The sequence below is a fragment of the Methylobacterium soli genome, from assembly GCF_008806385.1.
GTDB lineage: Bacteria > Pseudomonadota > Alphaproteobacteria > Rhizobiales > Beijerinckiaceae > Methylobacterium > Methylobacterium soli.
Genome location: NZ_VZZK01000002.1, coordinates 76,843 through 102,564 on the forward strand (window position 1 = coordinate 76,843; position 25,722 = coordinate 102,564).

General features: G+C 70.9%; 21 protein-coding genes and 1 pseudogene. 7 read left to right on the plus strand and 15 right to left on the minus strand.

The features are described from left to right. Positions 1-7 precede the first annotated feature (7 nt). Complete coding sequence (locus tag F6X53_RS02475; protein ID WP_150996884.1) at positions 8-499, plus strand: outer membrane protein assembly factor BamE; 492 nt, start codon at positions 8-10, stop codon at positions 497-499. A 33-nt stretch (positions 500-532) separates the two neighbouring features. Here F6X53_RS02475 and F6X53_RS02480 read toward each other — a convergent pair whose 3' ends face one another. The 4 genes and pseudogenes from F6X53_RS02480 to F6X53_RS02500 all read right to left on the minus strand — a co-directional run bounded on the left by F6X53_RS02480 (position 533) and on the right by F6X53_RS02500 (position 6,924). Beyond that, complete coding sequence (locus F6X53_RS02480) at positions 533-1,249, minus strand: HAD hydrolase-like protein (RefSeq protein WP_150996886.1); 717 nt, start codon at positions 1,247-1,249, stop codon at positions 533-535. Positions 1,250-1,256: 7 nt separating this feature from the next. Beyond that, a pseudogene (locus tag F6X53_RS34215) lies at positions 1,257-3,155 on the minus strand (PAS domain S-box protein). Between the two features lie 246 nt (positions 3,156-3,401). Next, positions 3,402-4,493: an alkene reductase gene (locus tag F6X53_RS02495; RefSeq protein ID WP_150996890.1), complete on the minus strand. Its 1,092-nt coding sequence runs from the start codon at positions 4,491-4,493 to the stop codon at positions 3,402-3,404. A 283-nt stretch (positions 4,494-4,776) separates the two neighbouring features. Beyond that, entirely contained in the window at positions 4,777-6,924 is a 2,148-nt protein-coding gene (locus tag F6X53_RS02500; protein WP_150996892.1) for a sodium-translocating pyrophosphatase, read from the minus strand. A 374-nt stretch (positions 6,925-7,298) separates the two neighbouring features. Between F6X53_RS02500 and F6X53_RS02505 the strand changes: the two genes are divergently transcribed. Then, complete coding sequence (locus F6X53_RS02505) at positions 7,299-7,622, plus strand: hypothetical protein (RefSeq protein ID WP_150996894.1); 324 nt, start codon at positions 7,299-7,301, stop codon at positions 7,620-7,622. A 9-nt stretch (positions 7,623-7,631) separates the two neighbouring features. Here F6X53_RS02505 and thiL read toward each other — a convergent pair whose 3' ends face one another. From thiL to F6X53_RS02545, 8 genes are all read right to left on the minus strand, one after another. Then, positions 7,632-8,630: a thiamine-phosphate kinase gene (thiL, locus tag F6X53_RS02510; RefSeq protein WP_150997373.1), complete on the minus strand. Its 999-nt coding sequence runs from the start codon at positions 8,628-8,630 to the stop codon at positions 7,632-7,634. 8 nt (positions 8,631-8,638) lie between these two features. Beyond that, positions 8,639-9,115 (minus strand): transcription antitermination factor NusB, encoded by a 477-nt coding sequence (gene nusB / locus F6X53_RS02515; RefSeq protein ID WP_150996896.1) that lies wholly within the window; start codon positions 9,113-9,115, stop codon positions 8,639-8,641. Between the two features lie 4 nt (positions 9,116-9,119). Beyond that, positions 9,120-9,635, minus strand: a complete 516-nt coding sequence (ribH, locus tag F6X53_RS02520) for a 6,7-dimethyl-8-ribityllumazine synthase (RefSeq protein WP_150996898.1) — start codon at positions 9,633-9,635, stop codon at positions 9,120-9,122. A 189-nt stretch (positions 9,636-9,824) separates the two neighbouring features. Continuing rightward, entirely contained in the window at positions 9,825-10,466 is a 642-nt protein-coding gene (locus F6X53_RS02525; RefSeq protein WP_150996900.1) for a riboflavin synthase, read from the minus strand. After that, positions 10,394-11,578, minus strand: a complete 1,185-nt coding sequence (gene ribD / locus F6X53_RS02530) for a bifunctional diaminohydroxyphosphoribosylaminopyrimidine deaminase/5-amino-6-(5-phosphoribosylamino)uracil reductase RibD (RefSeq protein WP_342353987.1) — start codon at positions 11,576-11,578, stop codon at positions 10,394-10,396. The genes F6X53_RS02525 and ribD overlap by 73 nt, the downstream gene beginning before the upstream one ends. Continuing rightward, the gene (gene nrdR / locus F6X53_RS02535; protein ID WP_150996902.1) at positions 11,575-12,081 is read right to left on the minus strand and encodes a transcriptional regulator NrdR; all 507 of its coding nucleotides are present in this window, start codon (positions 12,079-12,081) and stop codon (positions 11,575-11,577) included. The genes ribD and nrdR overlap by 4 nt, the downstream gene beginning before the upstream one ends. Positions 12,082-12,205: 124 nt before the next feature. After that, on the minus strand, positions 12,206-13,510 hold the full coding sequence (gene glyA, locus F6X53_RS02540; RefSeq protein ID WP_150996904.1) for a serine hydroxymethyltransferase: 1,305 nt from the start codon (positions 13,508-13,510) through the stop codon (positions 12,206-12,208). 405 nt (positions 13,511-13,915) lie between these two features. Further along, positions 13,916-15,220 (minus strand): L,D-transpeptidase family protein, encoded by a 1,305-nt coding sequence (locus F6X53_RS02545; RefSeq protein ID WP_150997378.1) that lies wholly within the window; start codon positions 15,218-15,220, stop codon positions 13,916-13,918. Between the two features lie 251 nt (positions 15,221-15,471). Between F6X53_RS02545 and F6X53_RS02550 the strand changes: the two genes are divergently transcribed. The 5 genes from F6X53_RS02550 to F6X53_RS02570 all read left to right on the plus strand — a co-directional run bounded on the left by F6X53_RS02550 (position 15,472) and on the right by F6X53_RS02570 (position 20,715). Next, complete coding sequence (locus F6X53_RS02550) at positions 15,472-15,849, plus strand: hypothetical protein (protein WP_150996906.1); 378 nt, start codon at positions 15,472-15,474, stop codon at positions 15,847-15,849. 42 nt (positions 15,850-15,891) lie between these two features. Next, positions 15,892-16,896 (plus strand): DUF1775 domain-containing protein, encoded by a 1,005-nt coding sequence (locus F6X53_RS02555; protein ID WP_150996908.1) that lies wholly within the window; start codon positions 15,892-15,894, stop codon positions 16,894-16,896. A 178-nt stretch (positions 16,897-17,074) separates the two neighbouring features. Further along, on the plus strand, positions 17,075-19,216 hold the full coding sequence (locus tag F6X53_RS02560) for a TonB-dependent receptor family protein (protein WP_150996911.1): 2,142 nt from the start codon (positions 17,075-17,077) through the stop codon (positions 19,214-19,216). Between the two features lie 82 nt (positions 19,217-19,298). Further along, entirely contained in the window at positions 19,299-20,363 is a 1,065-nt protein-coding gene (locus tag F6X53_RS02565; protein ID WP_150996913.1) for an acyltransferase family protein, read from the plus strand. 88 nt (positions 20,364-20,451) lie between these two features. Beyond that, positions 20,452-20,715, plus strand: coding sequence for a hypothetical protein (locus F6X53_RS02570; RefSeq protein WP_150996915.1), 264 nt, complete (start codon positions 20,452-20,454; stop codon positions 20,713-20,715). A gap of 73 nt (positions 20,716-20,788) precedes the next feature. On the opposite strand, the gene F6X53_RS02575 is transcribed toward F6X53_RS02570, so the two are convergent. The 3 genes from F6X53_RS02575 to F6X53_RS02585 all read right to left on the minus strand — a co-directional run bounded on the left by F6X53_RS02575 (position 20,789) and on the right by F6X53_RS02585 (position 25,654). Continuing rightward, positions 20,789-23,215, minus strand: coding sequence for a penicillin-binding protein 1A (locus F6X53_RS02575; RefSeq protein ID WP_150996917.1), 2,427 nt, complete (start codon positions 23,213-23,215; stop codon positions 20,789-20,791). Between the two features lie 180 nt (positions 23,216-23,395). Then, entirely contained in the window at positions 23,396-24,658 is a 1,263-nt protein-coding gene (locus F6X53_RS02580) for an N-acetylmuramoyl-L-alanine amidase (protein WP_150996919.1), read from the minus strand. Positions 24,659-24,859: 201 nt separating this feature from the next. Next, positions 24,860-25,654 (minus strand): ABC transporter permease, encoded by a 795-nt coding sequence (locus tag F6X53_RS02585; protein WP_150996921.1) that lies wholly within the window; start codon positions 25,652-25,654, stop codon positions 24,860-24,862. Positions 25,655-25,722: the final 68 nt, after the last annotated feature.

The window sequence follows — 25,722 nt, forward strand, 5'->3', positions numbered from 1 at the left end:
GGGGCCGATGTCGCGCCGTCTCGTCTCGTCGCTCGCTCGTCTCGCCGTGATCGGCCTCGTGGGCGTCGGCATCTCCGGCTGCATCGGTGAAGACCTGCGCCACGGCTACCAGATCGATCAGGCCGCCCTCGCCACCGTCAAGCCCGGCATGAGCGCCGAGCAGGTGCTGCAGATCCTCGGCTCGCCCTCGACGGTCTCCACGGTCGGCAACAAATCCTGGTACTACATCACCCAGAACACGCGCCGCACGGTGCTGTTCCTCGGCGAGCAGGTCGAGGACCAGAAGGTGACGGCGGTGTATTTCAACGCCGGCTTCAAGGTCGAGCGCGTGGCCCTCTACGGCCTGCAGGACGGCAGGGTGTTCGACTTCATCGAGCGCACCACGCCGACGAGCGGCGCCGACCGGGCCTTCCTCAGCCAGCTCTTCCGCGGCCTGACCCGCTACGAGCCCTTCGGCTCCGGCCAGAGCAACGTGCCGGGCGCCAATCGCGGCCTGTAATCGAGCGCCGGGCGGCTCCCGGAGCCGCCCGCCTCAGACCGGCTCCCGCGCCCAAGGCGGCGCGCCGGGGCGCCACGCCGCCCCGAGCGCAACCTCGGCGATCTCGGCCGGCGCAGTGAAGAGATGAGCGGGTTCGAGCGCCGCCAGCGCGTCGGCGCGGGTATAGCCCCATGCCACCGCCCCGAAGCCGCAGCCGACCTCGGTCGCCGCCTCCGCGTCCCGGATCTCGTCGCCGACGCTGAGCACCGCGTCCGGCGCGAGCCCGGCCCTGCGGATCACCGCGCGCAGGCGCCGCGCCTTGCCGAACAGCGAGGCCCCGCAGGCGAATGCCCCGATCCGGGCGGCATTCCGGGGCCCGAGCGCCCGGCGGATATTGGCCTCGGTGTTCGAGCTGACCACCGCCAGCGGCATGCCGCCCGCCTCCAGGGCCGCGAGCGTCGCGTCGATCCCGGGAAACAGCCGCACCTGCGCGATGTCGCGGGCGGCGAGGCCGTGCATGTGGCGGGCGATGGCGGGGAGCTTCCAGCGCGGCACCCCGAGCTGCGCGATGATCGCCTGGGCGCCGAGCCCGCGCAGGGCCTCGGTTTCGTGCGCGGCGACGCGGCGGAAGCCGTAGCGGTCGGCCACGTCGTTGATGACGGCGCAAAACCACGGGAAGGTGTCGGCGAGCGTCCCGTCGAAATCCAGGATGACGAGGCGATAGGGCGGCGCGCCCGGGGCCGATCCGGGATCTGGCGCGGAACCGCTCATGCGCCGGCTAGAAGCCGAGGTTCGCGAGCGGCACGCGCAGGTGCATCACGAGGCCCCCCGGTGCCCAATCGTGCTCCAGGGTGCCGTCGAGCTGGCCCGCGACGCTGCGCTCGGCCAGCACCGTGCCGAAGCCGCGCCGCGCCGGAACCTGCGTGATGGGCGGGCCGCCGGATTCGGCCCAGGTGAGGTCGTAATGCCCGCCCTCGGCCCGGCCGAGGAGGGAGACCTGGCCGGCCTCCCGCGAGAGGCCGCCATATTTCACGGCGTTCGTGGCCTGCTCGTGCATGATGAGCGCCAGCGCCGTGGCGGTGCGCTCGCCGATCGGCGTGTCGTCGCCCGCGATCACGACGCGCTCGCGCCCTTCCTGGACATAGGCCGCCATGATCAGCCGCATCAGGCCGAGCACGGTCTGGCCCTCGACCGCCGGGGCGCTCTCGGGGGAGTGCGGCCGGACATATTCGTGCGCCTGGGCGAGCGCCCCGAGGCGCTCGCGGAAGGCCTCGGCGAAGGGCCGCGCGGCCGGATCGCTCCGGGCCGTCAGGGCCGCGATGCCGCCGACCACCGCGAAGATGTTCTTGATGCGGTGCGACAATTCGCGGATCAGCAGGTCGCGCGCCTCCTCGGCGCGCTTGCTCTCGCGCAGGTCGCGGGTCACCGTGGCGAAGCCCGCGGGCGCGCCGGTGGCGTCGCGCAGCGGGAAGATGTTGTAGAGCACCGCGATCGCCTCGCCGGTGCCGAAATGCCGGAAGGCGAGCTCGCCCTCTCACCAGCCGGACCGGCGCACGCTCGGCAGCACCACCGCCTCGACGAGGCGCCGGCTCTCGGGGGTGAAGTAGTCGGAGATCAGGGTCGCGCGCGCCGCGGCGAGGTCGGGCAGGCCGACGAGGCGCAGCGCCGCCTCGTTGAGGTGGACGACGTGGCCGGCCTCGTCGGTGAGGCCGATGAAATCCTTCGAGGTCTCCACCACGGCGGCGAGCTTGCGCGCCTCGGCCTCGGCCTGTTTCAGCTCCTCGATATCCGTGCAGGTGCCGAACCAGCGCTCGATCCGGCCCTCGGCATCGCGGATCGGCATGGCCCGTCCGAGCGTCCAGCGATAGATGCCGGTGTGATGGCGCAGGCGGTACTCGACCTCGTAGGGCTCCCCCGTGGCGAGGCTGTGCCGCCAGCGCGCCCAGGCCCGCTCCTGGTCGTCGGCGTGGAACATCCCGTTCCAGGCCTCGCCGTCGGTCGAGCCGTAGGGCACGCCGGTGAACTCGTACCAGCGGTCATTGTAATAATCGTGGTAGCCGTCCGGCCGCGTGGTCCAGACCATCTGCGGCATGGCCGCGGTCATCACGCGGAAGCGCCGCTCGCTGGCCGCGAGCTCGGATTCCCTCTGGGCGATCCGGTCGAGGCTGCGCCGGTGCTCCAGCAGGCTCGAGAGCTGGCGGGCCAGCGCCTGCAGGGTCGCGCCCTGCGCCGCCGTGAGGCCTGCGGGGCGCACCTCCCGGTCGATCACGCAGAGGGAGCCGAGGGGAATGCCGGCCCCGCTCCGGATCACCGCGCCCGCGTAAAAGCGGATCCGCGGCTCCTCCGTCACCAGGCGATTGCCGGCGGTGCGCGGATCGGCGGTGAGGTCCGGGATCACCAGGAGGTCATCCTGGGTGAGCACGTGGGCGCAGATCGATTGGTTGAGGGGGGTCTCGGAAGCGCCGAAGCCGATCGCGCTCTTGAACCATTGACGGGCCTCGTCGACGAAGCTGACGAGGGCGATCGGGGTCTGGCAGACGAGGGCGGCGATGCGCGCGAGGTCGTCGTAGGCGGGGTCGATCGGGCTGTCGAGGACGTTGAGATCACGCAGCTCGGCGAGCCGCTCCGCATCGGTCCATTCCGTCGTCGCAGAAGCGCCGGGCGCGGTCGGTTTCAAACAGGGCTGATCCTCAGGCAATGCCGGTCACATAGGTGCCGCACCGCCCTCAGTACAGAGGCACGAGGACCGGATGCCTGGATTATGCGCAATTTGCGCAGCAATATGCCGATGAGGTTGGATTTTCTGAAATTGTTACAACCAGAACGTTTATCAGGCAGCAACCCTAGACTTTTCGCACGGGCCTGATCGACGGGCCGGGACGCGCCGATGCGGGCAGAAAGCCCGGCACCGGCGCGCCACCTTTCAGGCGGCCTTGAATTCGGACAGCGTCGGATAATCGACGTAGCCCTCGGGGCCCTGGCTGTACCACGTCGTCTGCACGTCCTTGTTCAGGGGCGCATCCTCGGCGAGGCGCTCGGGCAGGTCGGGATTTGCCAGGTAGGTGCGCCCGAACGCGATCGCGTCGGCATGGCCGGCTTCGAGCGCGGCCTGGGCGCTGCGCCCGTCGTAATCCGAGTTGAGGATCAGCGGCCCGCCGAAGGCCTTCTTCATCACGGGGGCGACCGGGGGGTGGTTGGCCTTGCCGAAGGTGCCGTTGGGGCCCGGCTCGCGCAGTTCCAGGAAGGCGATGCCGATGCGGCCCAGCGCCTCGGCCGCCGCGCCGAACAGGGTGTTCGGATCGGAATCGTCCACGCCCTGGATGGCGCCGTTCGGCGACAGGCGCACGCCGGTGCGATCCGGGCCCGCGACGCCCGCGACCGCCCGCGTCACCTCGGTGAGGAGCCGGATGCGGTTCTCGACCGCGCCGCCATAGGCGTCGGTGCGGTGGTTGGAGCCATCGCGCAGGAACTGGTCGATCAGGTAGCCGTTCGCCGCGTGAATCTGGACGCCGTCGAAGCCGGCCGCCAGGGCGTTGCGGGTCGCACGCTCGTAATCGCCGAGCAGCCGCGGGATCTCCTCGACCGGTAGCGCGCGGGCCTCGGCGTAGGGCTGCTTGCCCGCATAGGTGTGGGCCGCGTCCGGCGCCGTGGTGGCGGAGGCGGAGATCGGCTTGGCGCCGCCGAGGAAATCGGGATGGACGATCCGGCCCATATGCCAGAGCTGGCAGACGATGCGGCCGCCCGCATCGTGCACCGCCTTCACCACCGGCTTCCAGGCCTCGACCTGCTCGTCCGACCAGATGCCCGGCGCGAAGGGCCAGCCGAGCCCTTCCTGGCTGATGCCGGTCGCCTCGCTCAGGATCAGGCCGGCGCCGGCGCGCTGGGCGTAGTACTCGGCCATGATCGGCGTCGGGACATGCGCCCGGGTGGCGCGGCCCCGGGTCAGCGGCGCCATGAAGATGCGGTTCGGCGCCTCGATGGCGCCGACGCGGATCGGATCGAACAATGAGGGCATGAAGGTCTCGTGGTTGGGCGGCGGCGCGCCGCATCGGGACGCAGGGCGCCGGCCTCGCCGGCGGCTGTCGGTGCCCTTCATCTGGGCGCCGATCCCCGGCTTGCCAGGGCGGCCTATCAGGCGGTGCCGCCGCGACCGTGCGCCCGCGCACATGCCGCCCGGTCATTCGATCGGGCGCGGAGACAGCCCCCGAGCCGCGCAGGGTCAGGGCGCTCGGGCGGCACGAAAAAGGGCCGGCTCCCCGCACGGGGAGCCGGCCCGTCAGACCTGCTTGCGTTGCGCCTCAGCTATGCGCCAGGATCGCCAGCAGCAGCAGGGCGATGATGTTGGTGATCTTGATCGCCGGGTTCACGGCGGGGCCCGCCGTGTCCTTGTAGGGGTCGCCGACCGTGTCGCCGGTCACGGCCGCCTTGTGGGCCTCCGAGCCCTTGCCGCCGAAATGACCGTCCTCGATGTACTTCTTGGCGTTGTCCCAGGCGCCGCCGCCCGAGGTCATCGAGATGGCGACATAGAGGCCCGTGATGATGACGCCGAGCAGCATGGCGCCCACCGTCGCGAAGGCCTGGCTCCGGCCCGCGATCGCCTGCATGACGAAGAACAGCACGATCGGCGAGAGCACCGGCAGCAGCGAGGGCACCACCATCTCCTTGATGGCGGCCCGGGTCAGCATGTCGACGGCCCGGCCGTAATCGGGCCGGTCGGTCCCCTGCATGATGCCGGGCTTCTCGCGGAACTGGCGGCGCACCTCCTCGACCACGGCGCCGGCCGCCCGGCCGACCGCGGTCATCGCCATGCCGCCGAACAGGAACGGGATCAGGCCGCCGAGGAGCAGGCCGACGACGACGTAGGGGTTCGAGAGCGAGAAATCGACCGTGACGCCCTGGAAGAAGCGGTACTGAGTCGGGCTCGCATTGCGGATGAAGTAGTCGAGGTCCGAGGTGTAGGCGGCGAAGAGGACCAGCGCGCCGAGGCCCGCCGAGCCGATGGCGTAGCCCTTGGTGACCGCCTTGGTGGTGTTGCCGACCGCGTCGAGGGCGTCCGTCGACTTGCGGACCTCGGGCGGGAGGCCCGCCATCTCGGCGATGCCGCCCGCGTTGTCGGTGACCGGCCCGAAGGCGTCGAGGGCCACGATGAAGCCCGCGAGCGCCAGCATGGCGGTGACCGCGATGGCGATGCCGAACAGGCCCGCGAGCGCGTAGGTGGCGATGATGCCCGCCACGATGACGAGGGCCGGCAGCGCGGTGGATTCGAGGGAGATCGCGAGCCCCTGGATCACGTTGGTGCCGTGGCCCGTGACGGAGGCGGTGGCGATCGACTTGACCGGCCGGAAGTTCGTGCCGGTGTAGTACTCGGTGATCACCACGATCAGGGCGGTGATGACGAGGCCGATCACGGCGCAGCCGAGGAGGCCGCCCGAGGTGAAGCTGACGCCGGTATTGGTCTTGAAGGCGGTGGACAGGCCGCCGAACATCAGGACGTTCACGAGGGCGATGGCGCCGACCGAGAGCACGCCCGCCGTGATCAGGCCCTTGTAGAGCGCGCCCATGATCGACTGGTTGGCGCCGAGCCGGACCGCGTAGGTGCCGGCGATGGAGGTGAGGATGCAGGCCGAGCCGATGGCCAGGGGATAGAGCAGCATCGCCTCCAGCACGTTGCGCCCGTCGACGTCGGTCTGCCCGGCGAAGAAGATCGCGGCGAGCACCATGGTGGCCACGATGGTCACCGCGTAGGTCTCGAACAGGTCGGCCGCCATGCCGGCGCAGTCGCCGACATTGTCGCCGACATTGTCCGCGATGGTGGCGGGGTTGCGCGGGTCATCCTCCGGGATCCCGGCCTCGACCTTGCCGACGAGGTCGCCGCCGACATCCGCGCCCTTGGTGAAGATGCCGCCGCCGAGACGGGCGAAGATCGAGATCAGCGAGGCGCCGAAGCCGAGCGCCACCAGCGCGTCGATGACTTCGCGGCTCGCGGGCGCGAGGCCGGCGAAGCGGGTCAGGTAGGTGTAGTAGAGGGCGACGCCGAGCAGCGCGAGGCCGGCCACCAGCATGCCGGTGACGGCGCCGGACTTGAAGGCGACCTCGAGGCCGCCGCCCAGCGAGGTCGAGGCGGCCTGCGCGGTGCGGACATTGGCGCGCACCGAGACGTTCATGCCGATGAAGCCGGCCACGCCCGAGAGCACCGCGCCGATGAGGAAGCCGACGGCGACCTTCACCCCGAGGAAATAGGCGAGCGCGACGAACAGGATCACGCCCACGATCCCGATGGTCGCATATTGGCGGCGCAGATAGGCCTGCGCGCCCTCGGCGATCGCCCCCGCGATCTCCTGCATGCGCTGTGTCCCGGCGTCGCGTTTCATCACGTCGTTGATCGTGACGATTCCGTAGGCGACGGCGCAGAGCCCGCCCAGGATAATCAGCAGCAATGCGGTCATTCTACCGTCCTTGGTTCTGTGCCTGGCGTTGAGCTTCTTGTGACCGAGCTTGGCCGGAAGGGCCCTGGGACGAACGCTCGGGTGTTCACTTCTCCCCGGAAGTGCGTGCCCTGATTGCCAAACTTCACGGCTCAGCGCAAACACCGCGTACCGTTTCGAACATCCTGTAGTGCTGCAATGCAGCAAACAGCGAGTATCGGTCCGCCGAGGAGACGCGATAATTCGGGTGGACGCAATAGAGTTGCCGCCACGACATCCCCCTAACCTGTGCGCCGCCGGGCCGCGCGGGGGCCGGCTTTCTCTCGGCCCCCGGCGCCATCGCGGGCGAAAATGGGTTAGGACGGGTCGGCGTCCGAGCGCGGAGACTGAAGCCCATGAGCAGCAGCGACCAAGTCGCGAAGCTGGCCGCCACGATCGAGGTGCTGACGAGCGCGGTGCAGTTCCTGGTGGCCGAGCGCCTCAACGCGCAGCCGCCGGAGGTCCAGGCCGACCTGCTGCGCGTCCTGCAGCGCTCCTTCTCGACGCCGCGGACGCGCGACGAGGCCCCGATGCGGGCGGGCCTGACCCAGGCCGACCTCGCCTTGTGGATGCCGATCGTGGCGCAACGGCTGATGGACGACGTGCGCGTCCAGCTCGGCCTGCCTCCCGAGAGCGTGGCGCATATCGGCGGCGCCAAACCGCCCGATCCGGCCCGCTGAGGACCGGTCTCAGAAGTGGCTGAAGGATCCGGACGCGAAGGCGCGGGGCGCCCCGTCCTCGGTGGAGAAGACCGGCGCGCCGGCCTCGGCCTCGACGCTGCCGATCACCGCGACGGCGATGCCGGCCTCCAGCGCCTCGCCCCGGAAGGCGTCGAGTTGCCCGGGCGGGACGGTGCAGAGGATCTCGTAATCGTCGCCGCCGGTAAACGCGGTGTCGAGGAGGCCGGGCGCGGCCGCGACGGCGCTCGCGGCGGCGGGCGAGAGTGGGATCGCGGCTAAGCTCACGCCGGCCCCGCGCCCGGCGCCGCGCAGCATCTTGGCGAGATCGCCCACGAGGCCGTCCGAGACGTCCATGGCGGCGCTGGCGAAGCGGCGCAGGGCCGGCGCCAAGGCGAGGCGCGGCCGCGGATGCAGGTAGCGGTCGAGGAGGTGGGCCCGCTCGGCCTCCGTGAGGGCCACGGCCCAGGGCGCCTCAGGCGTGAGGCGCAGGGCGAGGCCCAGCGCCGCGTCCCCGATGGTGCCGGTGACGCAGATCCGGTCGCCGGCCTGCGCGGTCGGGCGCCGCACCATGCGGCCCGCCGGCACCTCGCCGAGCGCCGTGATGCCGAGGAGCGCCGGGCCCGCCGCCCGGACCGTGTCGCCGCCGAGGAGCGGGCAGCCGAAGGCCTCGGAGGCCTCCCGGAGCCCGTCGGCGAGGCCTTCGAGCCAGGCCTCGGTCCAGTCGGGCGGCAGGGCCAGGGTGAGGAGAAACCCGCGGGGCAGCGCGCCCTTGGCGGCGAGGTCCGAGAGGTTCACCCCGAGCGCCTTGCGGGCGATCGAGGCGGGCGGGTCCTCCGGGAAGTAATGCACGCCCGCCACGATCGCGTCGGCGGTGAGGACGAGGTCGTGGCCGGGGCTCGGGGTCAGGGTGGCGGCATCGTCCCGCAGGGCGTCGGCGCCGGCGCCTGCGAGCGGCGCGAAGTAGCGCGCGATCAGGGCGTCCTCGGTCAGGCGCCCGCCGGCCTCCACCCGCGCGCTCACCCGCGCTTGGCGTCCGGCAGGGCGAGCTCGGAGGGGCGCACCTCCCGCGCGACCTTGTCGAGGACGGCGTTCACGAGGCCCGGCTCGTCCCCGGTGTAGAAGCTGTGGGCGACGTCGACATATTCGGAGATCGCAGACCGGGCCGGCACGTCGCGGCGGAACATCAGCTCGTAGGTGCCGGCCCGCAGGATGGCGCGGAGCACAGCCTCCAGGCGCTTGAGCGGCCAGCCCTGCGACAGGGCGCGGTCGACCTGCGGGTCGATGGCGCGCTGCTCCTCGACGGCGCCCCGCAGGAGGTCGCGGAAGAAGGACGCGTCCGCCGCCGGATGGACGACGCCGTCGACCTCCTGGCCGATCCAGAAAGCCTCGAACTCGGCCAGCGCGTCGAGGACGCCCTTGCCGGAGATCTCCATCTCGTAGAGGGCCTGCACCACCGCGAGGCGGGCGCCACTGCGCTCGTTGAGCTTGCTCATGGCTTTAAACCTCCCCGACGGGTGCGGCCGAGGCCGCCCGCTTCAGGGCGAGCACGGCGAGCGCCGCCTCGGCCGCCCCGCCGCCCTTGTTCATCTCCGCGACCCGGGCACGGGCGAGCGCCTGCGCCTCGGTCTCGACGGTCAGGATGCCGTTGCCGAGCGGCAGGCGCTGCGTCACCGACAGGTCCATCAGGGCCCGCGCGCTCTCGCCCGCGACGATGTCGTAATGGCCGGTCTCGCCCCGGATGACGCAGCCGAGCGCGACCACCGCGTCGTAGGGCTCGCCCGCGCGCTCGGCGGCCTCGACCAGGATCGCGATGGTGGGCGCGATCTCAAGCGCGCCCGGCACCGTGACCGTGAAGGCCTGCGCGCCGGCCGCCTCGATGGCGGCCTGCGCGCCCGCCAGGAGCGCGTCCGCGATCGCGTCGTAGAAGCGCCCCTCGACCACGAGGACGCGGGCGCCCTTCAGCGCCGGTGACGGCGCGAGGTCGCGGCGGGGTGCGGATGTCGTCGAAACCATCGTGGCCTTCGTGGATGCAAGCGTGCCGAATGTGGTCGATCCTGGCCGCGTTTCCGCCCGTCTCGGCCGGTCTTCGCCGGCGCCCTCGTGCCCGGGTCGCGGGTGCTTCGGCGCCGGAGGCGCGCGGATCACGGGTGGCGAGCACTAGCCCGGAAGGCCGGTGCACCACAAGCGCGGGACGCGCGGGCCTCAACCCGCCTCGAATGCGGCCCGGCTCTCGCTGAGGCGCGCGGCGTAGCGGGCAATCAGGTCCACTTCGAGGTTGAGGCGGTCGCCCTCGCGGCGCTCGCCCCAGGTGGTGACCGCGAGGGTATGCGGGATCAGCAGGACGGAGAACAGGTCGCCCTCCACGCTGTTCACGGTGAGCGAGGTGCCGTCGAGGCAGACCGAGCCCTTCTGGGCAATGAAGCGCGCGAGGTCGCCCGGCGCCCGCAGGGTGAAGCGCTCGCTCGCCCCCCAATCCCCCTCCCCGCCGGTGACGGGCTCCCGGACGACGATCTCGGCGAGGCCGTCGACATGGCCGGTGACGAGGTGGCCGCCGAGCTCGTCGCCGATCCTGAGGGAGCGCTCGAGGTTGAGGCGGGTGCCCTCGCGCCAGGATCCGACCGTGGTGCGCGCCAGGGTCTCGGCCGCCGCGTCGACGGCGAAGACCGCGCCGCCCTCATCCGGCTCGACCGAGACCGCCGTGAGGCAGGGGCCCGAACAGGCGATCGAGGCCCCGAGGGCGATCGAGGCCGGGTCGTAATGCGAGCGGATCATCAGCCGTCGCAGGCGCGCGTCGCCGCTGACGCCGAGGACGGTTCCGATGTCGGAGACGAGACCGGTGAACATGGATGGCTCCGCTCGTAGGTGACGGCGCGGTCGGGGCCGAGGACGAGGCTCTCGACCGCGCGAAGATGGCCGCTCTCGATCGCCAGCGCGAGGCGCGGGCCGAGGGCGGGCAGCCCGTCGGCATGGCCGAGGGCGGCCGGGCCGGTGATCAGCGTGCAGGTATCGACGAGATCGGCCGCCGCCAGCGCGTCGGCCAGGTAGGGCCCGCCCTCGCTGCAGAGGCGGGTGATGCCGCGTTCGGCGAGGAGGGCCAGGGCGCTCCTCAGGTCGACGCGGCCGGCGGGGTCGGCCGCGACGCCGGCCACCTCGACCCCGAAGGTCGTCAGCGTGCGCCGGGCATGGGCGGGCGCGGCGCGGGTGGTGATCACGAGGGTCGGCACGTCGTGGGCCGCCCGCACCAGGGCGCTCGACGGCTGCAGGCGCAGGTGCGAATCCAGGATGACGCGCAGCGGCGAGCGCCCCGACAGGCCCGGCAGCCGCACGGTGAGGGCGGGGTCGTCGGCGCGCGCCGTTCCGATGCCCACCATGATGGCGTCGGCATGCATCCGCCACAGGTGCACGGCCCCGTCCGCGACGGCGCCGGTGATGCGCAGGCGATCCCGGGGGGTGCCCGCCGCGAAGCCATCCTGGGTGCGGGCGAGCTTGAGGCTCACCGCCGGGCGCCCCTCGGTGACGCGCAGGACATGGCCGAGATGATCGCGCGCGGCTTCCGCGCGGAGCATCCCGGTCGTCAGCGCGAGGCCGGCGGCCTCGATCAGGCCGTGGCCGCGCCCGGCGACGCGGGGATCCGGATCCGCGATCGCCGTCACGACCCGCGCGAGCCCCGCGGCGAGGATCGCGTCGGTGCAGGGCGGCGTGCGGCCGTGATGCGAGCAGGGCTCCAGGGTGACGTAGAGCGTCGCGCCGCGCGCCGCCGCGCCGGCCATCGCCAGGGCCTCGGTCTCCGCATGCGGCCGGCCGCCCGGCGCCGTCGCGCCCTGGCCGACGATGCGCTCCTGCCCGGGCGGCCCCGCCACCACGACGGCGCCGACGGAGGGGTTCGGCCAGGTGCGCCCGAGATTGCGCCGCCCGAGCGCCAGGGCGAGGCGCATGAAGCGGGTCTCGTCGCTCACGGGCGTCCCCGCGCCTTGCGCCGCGGCGCGACCTCGGGATTCGCGTGGCCGGCCGCCGGCCCGAGGGTCCCGAGCAGGTCCTCGAAATCCTTGGCCTCGCGGAAGTTCTTGTAGACGGAGGCGAAGCGCACATAGGCGACGTCGTCGAGACCTTTCAGGCCCTCCATCACCAATTCGCCGATCGCCTCGCTGGTGACCTCGGCCTCGCCGCCGCTCTCGAGCTGGCGGGTGATGCCGCTGACGAGACGCTCGATCCGCTCCGGGTCGACCGGGCGCTTGCGCAGCGCCACGTCGATCGAGCGCTGCAGCTTGTCGCGGTCGAAGGGGACGCGCTTGCCCGAGCGCTTGAGCACCGTGACCTCGCGCAGCTGCACCCGCTCGAAGGTGGTGAAGCGGCCGGCGCAATCGGGGCAGACGCGGCGGCGGCGGATCGCTGCGCCGTCCTCGCTCGGGCGCGAATCCTTCACCTGCGTGTCGGAGCCGCCGCAATAGGGACACCGCATCGGGCGGACCTGCCTCGCTCTTGGCCTGGGAAACGGGAACGGCCGCGGATCGCCGATCCGCGGCCGTTCTCTAACGTGGTGTGCGCCGGTCCGGAAGGTCAACCACCCGGACGGGAGGTCGGCCTCAGCCGTAGATCGGGAAGCGCGCCGTGAGGGCGTGCACCTTCTCCTTGACGGCGGCCTCGACCGCCGCGTCGCCCGCCTCGCCCTTGGCCGCGAGACCGTCGAGAACCTCGACGATGAGGCCGCCGATCTGCTTGAACTCGGCGACGCCGAAGCCGCGCGAGGTGCCGGCCGGGGTGCCGAGGCGGATGCCCGACGTGATGGTGGGCTTCTGCGGGTCGAAGGGCACGCCGTTCTTGTTGCAGGTGATGTCGGCGCGCGACAGCGCGGCTTCCGCCGCCTTGCCGGTGAGGCCCTTCTTCTGCAGGTCGACCAGCATCAGGTGGTTGTCGGTGCCGCCCGAGGTGATGTCGTAGCCGCCCGAGATCAGGGTGTCGGCGAGCGCCTTGGCGTTCTCGATGACCTGGCGGGCGTAGATCTTGAACTCGGGCTTCAGGGCCTCGCCGAACGCGACCGCCTTGCCGGCGATGACGTGCATGAGGGGACCGCCCTGGAGGCCGGGGAAGATCGCCGAGTTGAACTTCTTGGCGAGCGCCTCGTCGTTCGTCAGGATCATGCCGCCGCGCGGGCCGCGCAGCGTCTTGTGGGTCGTCGTGGTGGCGACATGCGCGTGCGGGAACGGCGACGGGTGGACGCCGGCCGCCACGAGGCCCGCGAAATGGGCCATGTCGACGAAGAAATAGGCGCCGACCGCGTCCGCGATCTCACGGAACTTGGCGAAGTCCCAGTGGCGCGGATAGCCCGAGCCGCCCGCGATGATGACCTTGGGCTTGTGCTCGTGGGCGAGGCGCTCGACCTGCTCCATGTCGATGCGCTGGTCTTCGCGGCGCACAGTGTAGGAGACGGGCTTGAACCACTTGCCCGAGACGTTCGGGGGCGCGCCGTGGGTGAGGTGGCCGCCGGCCGCGAGATCGAGGCCGAGGAAGACGTCGCCCGGCTGCATCAGGGCCATGAACACGCCCTGGTTCGCCTGCGAGCCGGAATTCGGCTGCACATTGGCGAAGCCGCAATCGAACAGGCGCTTGGCGCGCTCGATGGCGAGGTTCTCGGCCACATCCACGAACTGGCAGCCGCCATAGTAGCGCCGGCCCGGATAGCCCTCGGCGTACTTGTTCGTCAGCACCGAGCCCTGCGCCTCGAGGACGGCGCGCGAGACGATGTTCTCCGAGGCGATCAGCTCGATCTCGTGCTGCTGCCGGCCGAGTTCCTGCTCGACGGCCTTCGAGATCTCCGGATCGGCCTCCGCCAGGGACGCGGAGAAGAACGTGTTCGAGAAATGCTTGTCGGCGGCGGTACCGGCGCTCATGGATGGCCTCTTGCTGTTCTCTTCGGGCTGACGCACCCGGTTGACCCGTCGGCGTTCACGGGCAGGCGTTCGAGCGCGAATTACTACACGGGCTGGGATGCCAGGCCAAGCACAGGCGAATTTGCCGCCCCCCTCAAAAAAATTCAGAGCGGCGTCGGCCGGCCCATCACGGGATCACGGGGATGTGCAGTCCGCGGCGTTGACGATGCCTGGAACATATAAGGAACGTAGGGATCGGGGCTTGCCTGCGTCGGCGCGCGCGACCGGGCTCCTGCGACATCGCGCCGAGGGGGATCACCGCATGTCGGAGCCGCCTCATTTTCGACAGGCTGAACAAGAGAGGGCGCGCCGGTGGCGCGCCCTCTCTTTTCCCTTGCGCGAGCGGCTGGCGCCGCAGGGGCGGTCTCAGTTCTCCTCGTCGCCGGGCTCGAAGCTCTCCGGCACGGTCGATTGCGCGCTCGCGACCGGGGTCGGGGCCGAGATCGTCGAGGGCACGTTCACGCCGTCGCGCTTGTAGATGTCGTCGCGGAACTGCACGAGGCCGTCCGGGGTCGCCCAGGCGGTGATGTAGGTCCAGTAGACCGGCACCGGGCTGCTGAGGGTGGCGTCGACGCGCTTGCCGCTCTCGATCGCCTGCTCGACCTCGGCGCGGCCCCAGCCGGGCGTGTCCTTGAGGAGCCAGGTGATGTACTCGCGCACGTTCTGCACGCGCACGCAGCCCGAGGAGATGAAGCGGAAATCGTCGCCGAACACGCCCTTCGTGTTCGTGTCGTGCATGAACACGCCGTAGGGGTTCGGGATGTTGATGCGCACGATGCCCATCGAGTTGAAGTCGGCGCCCGAATCCTGGCGGTAGCGGTAGCGCGTGCCCTCGTCCGAGTTCCAGTTGACGGAGGCCGGCGAGACCTCGGTCTCACCCGAGAAGATGCGGATCTTGTTCTCGGTGAGGTAGGTCGGGTCCTTCTGCATCTTGGGGATGAGGTCCTTCTTCACGATGGAAGCCGGGACCGTCCAGAAGGGGTTGAAATTGATCTGCGTCGCCTTGGTGTTCATGATCGGCGACTGGCGGTCGATCTTGCCGACGCCGGCGGCGTGCAGGGTCACGACCTGGCCGTTCTCGACCGTCTGGACGAGCGCCGCCGGGATGTTGGTGATCACGAAGCGCTGGCCGAGATTGCCCGAATAGGAGCGCAGGCGCACCGCGTTGATCTCGAGCTGGCGCAGGCGCACATCCGCCGGCACGTTCATGGCCTGCTGCGTGGCCGTGCTCATGGTGCCGGTCTGGCTCAGGCCGTGGCGGGCCTGGAAGCGCTTCACGGCCGCCGCCACGTAGGAATCGTAGACGCCGGACGCGCCCGAGGTCGCGTCGAGGTCGCCCGTGACGATGAGGCGCTGGCGCACGGCGGCGACGGCGGGGCTCTTGGCGCCGATGCGCAGGCGATCCGCGCCGGAGACCGGGCGCCAGCCGCCGCGGGCAACGATGTCCTTGTAGCGCTCGACCATCTGCTCGGTGGCCGCCACGGTCTGTGGCGACAGAATCGGGGTCGAGGAGCGCTGCACCTGCATGGTGGCGGGCGAGGCGTAGTCCTGGGCCCATTCGGCCTGGGCGAAGCCGCCCGGATCGCGGGCGAGCGCGGGGGCTGCGGCGAGCGCGACCGTGGTGAGGAGGGCGAGGCCGAGCGCGCGGGGAGTGGGAGCCTGTGTCAGCATCGGGCGGAAGCTCTGGTCCATGGCTGGGGCATATCCGGATCGCGTCGTCGAGGCGCCGCGTATCCCGTGCCCTCAAGGTGTCGAGGTACAGTTAAGAACCCATGCTCTGCGGGCTAGAATATGGCGCCGCTGTGCCGGGGCGCACATCGGCCGAAGACGCGCGCCCGGTGCGGCCCTGCGGCAACAGCGCCGGGGTTGTTGCCGAGGCAATGATGGCGCGACGACCGGCCATCGCCTATGGGGGAGAACCCATGGGCACGAGGCACACCAGAGCGAGCAGCCTGCGCGCGATCACGGCGGTGATCGCGCTCTACGCGTTGGCGCTGCAGGCCTTCCTGGGCGGCCTGATGCCGATGGCCCCGGCAGGGCCCGACGGCATCCTCTGCCTGACCCTCGACGGGGGCGGCCCGGCCCATGACGGCCCCGCCGCGCCGGCCGCCCACCATCATGGCGATTGCTGCACGGCGGCCCAGCTCGCCGCCGGCGCCGAGCCGCCGCGGCCCCTCGCGCGCCCCCTCGCCTGGTCGCTGCGCGCCGCGACCCGAATCACCTGGGCCCCGGCAGCAGCCCCCTCCGCCCGCGGACCGCCCGGCACGATCGCCCATCCGCGAGGACCGCCCGTCGCCTGAACCGATCACCTTCGATCCCTTCAGACAGACGGAAATCCTGCCATGCACCGCATTCCCCGGGCCGAGCTCTGCGCCGCCCTCTTGGTCACCCTGTCCGCCAGCGCCGCCCTCGCGCACGCGAGCCTCGAGCGCAAGGTGGCGAGCCCGAATTCTAGCTATCGCGGCGTCGTCCAGATCACCCATGGCTGCGACGGGCAGCCGACCACGCGGGTGCGCGTGATGATCCCCGAGGGGATGGTCGGCGCCAAGCCCATGCCGAAGCCCGGCTGGCAGATCGCCACCGCGCGCGGCGCCTACGGGAAGCCCTACCAATCCTTCCACGGGACCGTCAGCGAGGGCGTGACGAGCATCACCTGGAGCGGCGGCGCCTTGCCGGACGACCAGATCGACGAGTTCACCTTCTTCGCCCGGGTCTCGGACGCCTTCGCGCCGGGCAGCATTGTCTATTTCCCGGTCGAGCAGGATTGCAGCACGGGCCAGTATCGCTGGAGCGAGACCCCGGCCGCGGGCCAGAGCGCGAAGGACCTGAGATCCCCCGCGCCGGGCGTCCTCATCGTGGCGGCGGCGGAGAAGAGCGCCGCGGCGGCGGAGAAAAGCGCCGCCGGGCCCGCAAGCCCCGCCGTGACCAAGGCCGGCGATCTCGCGATCGCGACGCCCTGGATGCGGGCGACCCCGGGCGGCGCCAAGGTGGCGGGCGGCTACGTGCGCATCACCAATACCGGCACCACGCCCGACACCCTGATCGCGGCCTCGATCCCGCAGGCGGCGCGCGGCGAGATCCACGCCATGTCGATGGAGGGCGGCGTGATGCGGATGGCGCCGGTCGAGGGCGGGCTGACGATCAAGCCCGGCGAGACCGTGGAGCTGAAGCCCGGCGGGCTGCACCTGATGTTCCAGGACCTGACGAGCGGCCCGAAGGCCGGCGAATCGGTGCAGGGCAGCCTGACCTTCGCGCGCGCCGGCACCGTGCCGGTCACCTTCTCGGTCGCCCCGATCGGCGCGCAGGCGCCCGACGGCGAGGCCGCGGGCGGGCATCACCACCACTGACCGGATCGGGCCGGGATCCGGGCTGACGCGCGCCGCTCCCTCGCGGGGCGACGCGCGGGCTTGAGCCCCGGCCGCGTCCGCAATCTCGGCCCGATCGCGCGCGGCCGCCCGCGCGCCCTCTCCCCGCATGGATGCGCAGCCCCCTCGATCAGGCCGGGCGCCGTCCGGAGTCCGACCGATGTCCCGCGCTTCCAGACCGGGCGCCCCGCCGCTCGCCCTGCTCCTGTCCCCTGCCCTCCTCCTGTCCCCTGCCCTCCTCCTGTCATCCGCCGCGCGCGCCGAGCCGGGAGCCGCCAGCGCCGCCCTGTCCGAGCTCTCGGTCAGCGCCACCCCCGTCCCCGGCTCCGTGACGGTGCCGAGCGTCGCCGAGCAGCGCGCGGCGGTGAACGCCACCGTCGGCTCGGTGGCCTTCGTGGACGCGAAGGATTTCCAGGACCGCTACGCCAACACCCTGCGGGACGTCCTCAAGGACGTGCCCGGCGTCTACGTGCAGGAGCGCTACGGACAGGAATTACGTCTCTCGGTGCGGGGCTCGGGCGTCAGCCGCGGCTTCCACCTGCGCGGCCTCGAATTGCTGCAGGACGGCATCCCTCTGAACCTCGCCGACGGCAGCGGCGACTTCTACCAGATCGACCCGCTCGCCCTCCGGTCCGTCGAGGTCTTCAAGGGCGGCAACGCGCTGAGCTTCGGGGCGACGACGCTCGGCGGCGCCATCAACTTCGTGACGCCGACCGCCTACACGGCCTTCGCGCCGAATATCCTGCGGATCGACGGGGGCTCGTTCAACACGATCCGCGAGAACTTCCAGTTCTCCCGCATCTCCGGCCCGGCCGATTTCCTGATCAACGGCACCCTGACGAACGCGGACGGCTACCGCGACCACGAGACCCAGCGCACCCAGAACTTCAACGCCAATGTGGGCTACCGGCTCGCGCCCGGCGTCGAGACCCGCTTCTACATGGGCGTCTACCTGACCGACCAGAAGCTGCCCGGCTCGCTGACCCTGTTCAACGCGCTGAACAATCCGACGCTCGCCAACCCGGCCGCGATCACCCTCAACCAGTCCCGCAAGGTCGAGACCGAGCGCATCGCCAACCGCACCTCCTTCGTGCTCGATGTCGGCAAGCTCGATATCGAAAGCTGGGCGATCCACAAGTCGCTGTATCACCCGATCTTCCAGGTGATCGACCAGGACGGCTGGACCTACGGCATCGCCCCGCACTGGCAGGGCAGCTTCGACATCGCGGGCTTCCGCAACGACACGATCCTGGGCCTGCGCGCCTTCGCGGGCCGGAACGCGGCGCAGCAATACGTCAACATCCGGGGCAATCGCGGCACCCAGACGCTGAACGCGGTCCAGAGTGCCTCGAACCTCGAAGCCTACGGCGAGAACCGCTTCTGGTTCCTCCCCGACGTGGCGCTGATGACGGGCGCGAAGCTGTTCTCGTCGAACCGCACCTACAGCAACAAGGGCGGCTTCACGGGCACGAGCCAGTTCGCCTCCTTCGCCAACGAGACCTACGCGGGCGTCAACCCGAAGCTCGGCCTGCTCTGGCAGCCGCTGCCCGAGATCCAGGTCTTCGGCGACATCACGCGCTCGCGGGACGTGCCGGATTTCTCCGACCTCGTTCAGTCGAACAGTCTCAACACCACCTTCGTGCCGCTCCAGGCCCAGCGCGCCTGGACCTACGAGGCGGGCACGCGCGGGCGCATCGACCGGCTGTCCTGGGACGTCACGCTCTACCGCTCGGAGATCCGGGATGAGCTGATCAACTACGCGATCAATCCGGGGCTCAGCATCCCGGCCGCGACCTTCAACGCCCCCCGCACCCGGCACCAGGGCGTCGAGGCGGCGGTCGCGCTCGATCTCGCGCGCGACCTGACCGGCATCGGCGACCGCCTGACGGTGAGCCAGATCTGGACCCACAACGACTTCCGCTTCGTCAACGACCCGGTCTTCGGCAACAACCAGATCGCCGGGATTCCGCAGGACGTGCTGCGCACGGTCCTCACCTACACCCATCCGAGCGGGTTCTACCTCTCGCCCTCGGTGGATTGGGTGCCGCTCGGCGCCTATGCGGACCACGCCAACACCCTGCAGGTGCCGGGCTACGCCCTGTTCAACATCCAGACCGGGATCGATTTCGCCAACGGCGTGTCGCTGTTCCTGGATGCGCGCAACCTCGCGAACACGCGCTACGTCTCGGACATCGCGGTGGTGACGAACGCCGCCGCGCCCCCCGGCGGCGCGGCGGCGCTCACGGCCTTCTACCCGGGCAACGGCCGCAGCCTCTTCGGAGGGGTGCGCGCCTCGTTCTGAGGCGCCGCCCGCCGGTGGCCGCGCGGGTACAGGCAGGGCGGCTCCGCTGGTCTATGCAGGGGGCGGCAGCCGGGACGACGCGATGAGGAGCAGGAGCGAGAAGGTCATCACCGTCCTGCAGGCGGGCCGTGCGCTCGCGGCGCTGGCGATCGTCGCCTACCATTCGGCGATCGCGACCCGCGACTACGCGCAGGCTTTGCCGGTGGGCGCCTTCTACGCCTTCGAGCGCGGCGCCTTCGGGGTCGATTTCTTCTTCGTGCTCAGCGGCTTCATCATCCTGCACGCGCATCAGGACGATCCCGGGGGCGCGGCCGCGGCGGGCGCCTACGCGCGCAAGCGCCTGATGCGCATCTACGTGCCCTACTGGCCGGCGGCGCTGGCGATGATCGGCCTCTACCTCGTCCTGCCCCAGGTCTCGGGCAGCCAGCGATCGTGGAGCCTCGTGACCTCCCTGACCCTGCTGCCCACGGGGGCGCCGCCGGCGCTCGCGGCGGCCTGGACCCTCGTCCACGAGATGATGTTCTACGCCCTGTTCCTGCTCTCCTATGTCGTGCGGGGCTTCGCCTGGATCGTGGCCGCCTGGGTCGGGCTGATCCTGGCCGGGATCGGCCTGGGCCTCGAGACGGCCTACGCGGCGCCGACCTGGCTCAGCCTGTTCGCGCCGATCAACGCCGAGTTCGTGGCCGGGATGCTGGCGGCGCGCGCGGTCTCCCGGCTCTCGCCGGCCTGGGCCCTGCCCGCCCTCGCGGTCGGCCTCTCGGGCCTTGTCGCCTTCTTCGCCCTCGGGACCGACCCCGCCGGTCCGGCGCGCATGGGCTTCGGCGTCGCGGTCGCGTTCCTGGTGGCGGGCGCGGTCTGGCTCGAACGGGCCGGATCCTTGGCCGCTCCGGGCTGGCTGATCCGCCTCGGAGACGCCTCCTACGCAATCTATCTCGTGCACAACCCGGTGGCTTCCCTGGGGGCCCGGATCGCCGGGCGCTTCGAGATGCTCCGCCCCTGGCCGGTGAGCCTCGCGCTCTGCATCCTCCTGGGTGTCGCCTGCGGATTGGCCTATCATCTGGCCTTCGAGCGGCCGGCCCTCGCCTTCCTGCGCCGCCGGGTGCGCGGCCGCGCGCGCCCCGACGGCTTCATGACGCGCAACCGCTAGTATTTTGAATTCATCAGGAGCAATCTGGCGGCGATTCACGGCCGTGCTTCCCGCAGGCCGCGATCGATCGATGCCGACAGGAGACATCATGGCCAGCGCTCCCTTCCGCCCCGCGTGGCAGGAAGCCGGCCCGCACCGCCCGCGCTACCGCGCCCTGATCCTCAGCCAGGAGGGGCTGGTGCTGCGCACGGAACGCGTGCCGGCGGACGACGATCCCGCGGCCCTCGCCATCGCCGAGACCCTGGACGGCGCGCATGCCGTCGAGCTCTGGGACGGCTTGCGCTTCATCGAGCGCTTCGAGGTCGCCGCCGCCCCGGCGAGGCCACGCGACGGGATTTCCCTACGACGCTGAGATCTGCCGAGGGAGCCGGGGCGGGACCGGATGGGTCCCGCCCCTCGTCTCAGTAGAGGCCGCCGGCCTGGTCTCAGTAGAGGCCACCGGCCTGGGCCGCGCGGTCGGCATCCGCCGGCACGGCGCCGGGAGGCGGCGCGGCGGGCTGGGCCACGTAGGCATCCGGCGGGGCGGTGCCGGGCTTGAAGGCCTCCAGGATCGTGCCGCCGCCCTCGCCCGAGCCGGAGCGCATGCCGGACGCCACGTTGACCCGGATCAGCTTGATGCCCGGAGGCACGCGGAAGGGCGTCGGCGGCTTGTCCTTGAGGGCCTGCTTCAGGAAGTCGAGGGCGATCGGGGCCGAGAGGCCGCCGCCGGTGGCGCGGTCGCCCAGGGAGCGCGGCTTGTCGAAGCCGATATAGACGCCGACCGCGAGGTCCGGCGAGAAGCCCACGAACCACGCGTCCTTGGCGTCGTTCGTCGTGCCGGTCTTGCCGGCCAGCGGCTTGCCGATCTGCTTCAGGATCGTCGCGGTGCCGCGCTGGACCACGCCCTCCATGATCGAGACCATCTGGTAGGCGGTGAGCGGGTCGAGGACCTGCTCGGAATCGTCCACCAGCTTCGGCTCGTCCTGGCCCGACCACTTCTCGGCATCGCAGCCGACGCATTTGCGGTTGTCGTGGCGGTAGATCGTCTCGCCGATCCGGTCCTGGATCCGGTCGATCAGGGTCGGGCGGATGCGGCGGCCGCCATTGGCCAGCATCGAGTAGGCGGTGACCATGCGCATCACCGTGGTCTCGCCGGCGCCGAGCGACATCGGCAGCACCGGCAGCATGTCGTCGTAGACGCCGAAGCGGCGGGCATACTCGGCGATGAGCGGCATGCCGACATCCTTGGCGAGGCGCACCGTCATCAGGTTCTTGGAATGCTCGATCCCGTAGCGGAGCGTGTGCGGACCGCCGGATTTTCCATCATAGTTCGAGGGCGTCCAGGCCTCCTGGCCGGGGCCGGCCTCGATGGTGATCGGCGAATCCTGCACGATCGAGGACGGGGTGTAGCCGTTGTCCAGCGCCGCCGAGTAGACGATCGGCTTGAACGAGGAGCCGGGCTGGCGCTGGGCCTGCGTGGCGCGGTTGAACTCGCTCTCGTCGTAGGAGAAGCCGCCCACCATGGCGTGGACGCGGCCCGTATAGGGGTCCATCGCCACGATGGCGCCGGAGACCTCCGGCTTCTGGCGCAGGCGGAACTGGCCGCGGCCGCCGTCGATGGCCTCGACATAGATGACGTCGCCGGGGCTGAGGGCCGAGGCCGCGCTGCGGCCGGTCCATTTCAGGCCCTCGGCCGGGATCGTACCGGTCTCGCGCTCCTTCGAGACCGTGCCGGCGGCCTCGCGCCGAGGCTGCAGGCCGATCTGGGCGACGCCGCCGCTGGTCGAGAGCACCACGGCGAGGCGCCAGGGGGCGACGTCTCCGAGCGCCGGCACCTCGGCCACCGCCATGCCCCAGTCGCGGCCGGTCAGGTCGACCTTGGTCTGGGCGCCGCGCCAGCCATGCGACTGGTCGTAGCGCACGAGGCCGTCCACCAGCGCCTTGCGGGCCCAGGCCTGCATCTTCGGATCGAGGGTGGCGCGCACCGAGAGCCCGCCCTCGTAGAGCTTCTTCTCGCCGTAGCGCTCGGAGATCTCGCGGCGGACCTCCTCGGTGAAGTAGTTGGCGTTGGCGGCGTTCGGGAAGGCGACGCGCGGGTTGACGCCGAGCGAGGTCTTCTTGGCGGCCTCCGCCTCCTCCTTGGTGATGTAGCCGTTCTCCGCCATCAGGCGGATGATCTCGTTGCGCCGGTCGAGGGCCGCCTGGGTCTTGCGGTAGGGGTGATAGTTGTTCGGGCCCTTGGGGAGCGCGGCCAGGTAGGCCGCCTCGTTGATGGTCAGCTCGTGGACCGACTTGCCGAAATAATCGAGGGCGGCCGCCGCGACCCCGTGCAGGTTGCGGCCCGGCACGATGGTGCCGAGGAAGATCTCGTTGAGGTAGAGCTCGAGGATCTTGTCCTTCGAGTAGGTCGCCTCGATCCGCAGCGCGATCAGCGCCTCGCGGATCTTGCGGTCGAAGGTCTGCTCGCTCGAGAGCAGGAAGTTCTTGGCCACCTGCTGGGTGATGGTCGAGGCGCCCTGCTTCTTGCCGCTCTTGGCGTTGGTCAGGGCGGCGCGCACGATGCCCTCGGGATCGATGCCGCCATGCTTGTAGAAGTTCTTGTCCTCGGCCGACAGGAAGGCCGCGACCACGATCTTCGGCATCGCCTGGATCGGCAGGTAGAGGCGGCGCTCGCGGGCGTACTCGGCCAGCAGCGAACCGTCGGCGGCGTGGACGCGGGTCATCACGGGCGGCTCGTAATTGGCGAGCGCGGCGTGGTCCGGCAGGTCCTGGCTGTACTTCCAGTAGAAGAAGGCGCCGGCCGCCGCGAGGAGGACGAACACCACGGCTCCCGCGCTGAACAGGAAGGCGAAGAAGCGAAGGATGAAGCGCATCCGGTGTCCCGTCGTCGGTTGCTCTGCCGCCGCCCGCGGACGCGAGAAACGCGTCCAGGCGCGTCCGCTCGCTCGAACGCGAGGCTCGCGACTGCCGGGCGGTGGTGTCATGCCCGCGCACGGATGTCGATTGCGCGACGTCGCGACCGGGGCTTCGTTAACCCCGTATCGACACCGGATCTATGGTGAAACTGGGGCGATGGCGGCGGCGCGCCGGGTCGGTCCGGCGGGCCGCACCAGGGTGGCGCGGTTGGTGAAGAACAGGTCGATGGCCCGGGCCATCGAGCCCGTCACGCTCTCGCGCCAGCTCTCGGATTGCAGGAGGTCGAGGTCGCGCTTGCTCGACAGGTAGCCGAGTTCCACCAGCACGCTCGGTACGTCCGGCGAGCGCAGGACCCGGAAGCCCGCCTCGCGATGGGGCTTGGCGCTCATCTCCATCACGGGTCCGAGCTGGCCCATCAGGGTGCGGGCGAAGCCCGAGGAGAAGCCGCGGGTCTCGCGCAGGGTGAGTTCCTGCAGGATGTCGGCGATGTCGCTCGGGCCCTCGCTCGAATCGGTGCCGGCGGCGGCGTCCGCCTTGTTCTCGCGGTCGGCGAGGCGGGCCGATTCGGCGTCGGTCGCCTTCTCGGAGCCGGTATAGATCGTGGCGCCGCGCACCTGGGGCGCCGCCGAGATCGAATCGGCGTGGATCGAGACGAACAGGTCGGCCTTGGCCTCGCGGGCGATCCGCACCCGGTCGCCGAGCGGCACGAACACGTCCCGGTCGCGGGTCATCCGCACGCGGTAGCGCCCGCTGCCCTCCAGGCGCTTCACCAGGGCCTGCGCGAAACCGAACACGATGTCCTTCTCGAAGGCCCCGGTCGCCGCGATGGCGCCCGGATCGGTGCCGCCATGGCCGGCATCGACCATGATGAGCGGGCGCGGGTCGCCGGGCTCGCCGGCGCCGGCGGCCTTGCGCGGGACCGGAGCCGGGTCGCTCGCCACGGCAGCCTTGCGAAACGCCTCGCGGTCGGCGCGCTGGAACTCGATCGAGAGCAGCACGGCGCCGTCGCGCAAGCGGGTCGTGGTCTCGATCCGCCCCACCGTGGCGGGACCCGCCAGATCGACCACGATGCGCGAGCGCCCGGGGGCGAACAGGCCGTAGCGGAAGGATTGCACCAGGCCCTCGCGGCGCCGGCCGGTCTCGGCGGGGAGCTGGAAATTCACCTCGGCGAGGTCGATCACGGCCCGGTCTGGCCGCTCCATCACGAAGGCGCGCGCCTCGACGGGCTTCGACAGGGTGAGGGTCAGCCGGGTCGGGCCGTTGGGGCTCGTGCCCAGTTCCGCCGCGATCGCGACCGCGCTCGGGCGGGCCTTGTCGCCGTCCTGCGCCCGCGCCGGCCCGGCCCCGATCAGGGCGAGCGCCAGTAGAGCGGAGCGGATCAGGCGCGTGCGTGCGAGCATCGGTCTGCGGTCGTTTCCCCTGCCTCTCCGTTAAGGCATAGGGCGAACAGGGTTAATCGTTGGTTACCTGCCCCGGTTCATTCCTGCGCGCCTTGTGGCCGGGGCGCGACACGTGATCGGGGCGAAGCGCACGCCAAGATTGTGATGAGGCCGCCAAGCGAGCCTGCGGGCCGGGAGCGGCCCGCGGGCCCGGGTGTCGCCTCAGCTGCGCTTGCGCAGGACGTGCCGCTCCAGGAGCAATCCGAGCGACAGCGAGGTCAGGGCGAACAGGATGATGTACATGTAATCGACCTGGATCTGCAGGCCCGGGTAATAGCCCAGTCGCACCCACTCGACGATCTGCAGGGCCGGGTTCCATTTCAGGATCTCGTAGATCTGCTCGGGCAGGTAGTTGGGCAGGATAAACACCCCGCTCGCGATGTACATGATCAGCCCGAACAAGGCATAGCCCATGAGCCAGCCCGGGAAGAACGCCGCGATGCCGACATTGATCGTCCCGATGCCGATACCGAGCAGGATCGCCGCCAGATAGCCACCGACCGCCATGACGGGGTCGGCCGGGCGCGGATCGACGCCGATCGCCACGAGGATCAGGAACACCAGCATCAGCCCGAGGAAGCCGGTGACGATCTCGACCAGGATGCGGGCGAAGATCACGTCGAAGTTCTTGACCTGCGGATAATAGGTCAAGGGCTTGTTCATCAGAACCGATTTCATCACCTCGCGGGAGATGTACTGGAAGATCAGCACCGGCACCGCGCCCGAGGCGAAGAACAGCGCCCGGCTGTCGCCGACAGGCGCCGGAACCTTGCGGAAGACGTAGATGGCGACGAGGATGAAGGTGTGCACCACCGGCCAAAGCACGACAACGGCGTAGCCGAAATAGGAGCCGCCGAAGCGGGTCCGCATGTCGCGCAGCATCAGGGCGTGGAGCACCTGCAGGTAGGCGTCCATGCGGCTGCGCCGGGGCGCCTGCACTTGCCGATCGGTGATCATGGGGTGTTTTCGCGCCCGGGAGTCTCGTCGCCCTCCCTGACCCAGGATCGCGACTGAAATATGGAGAC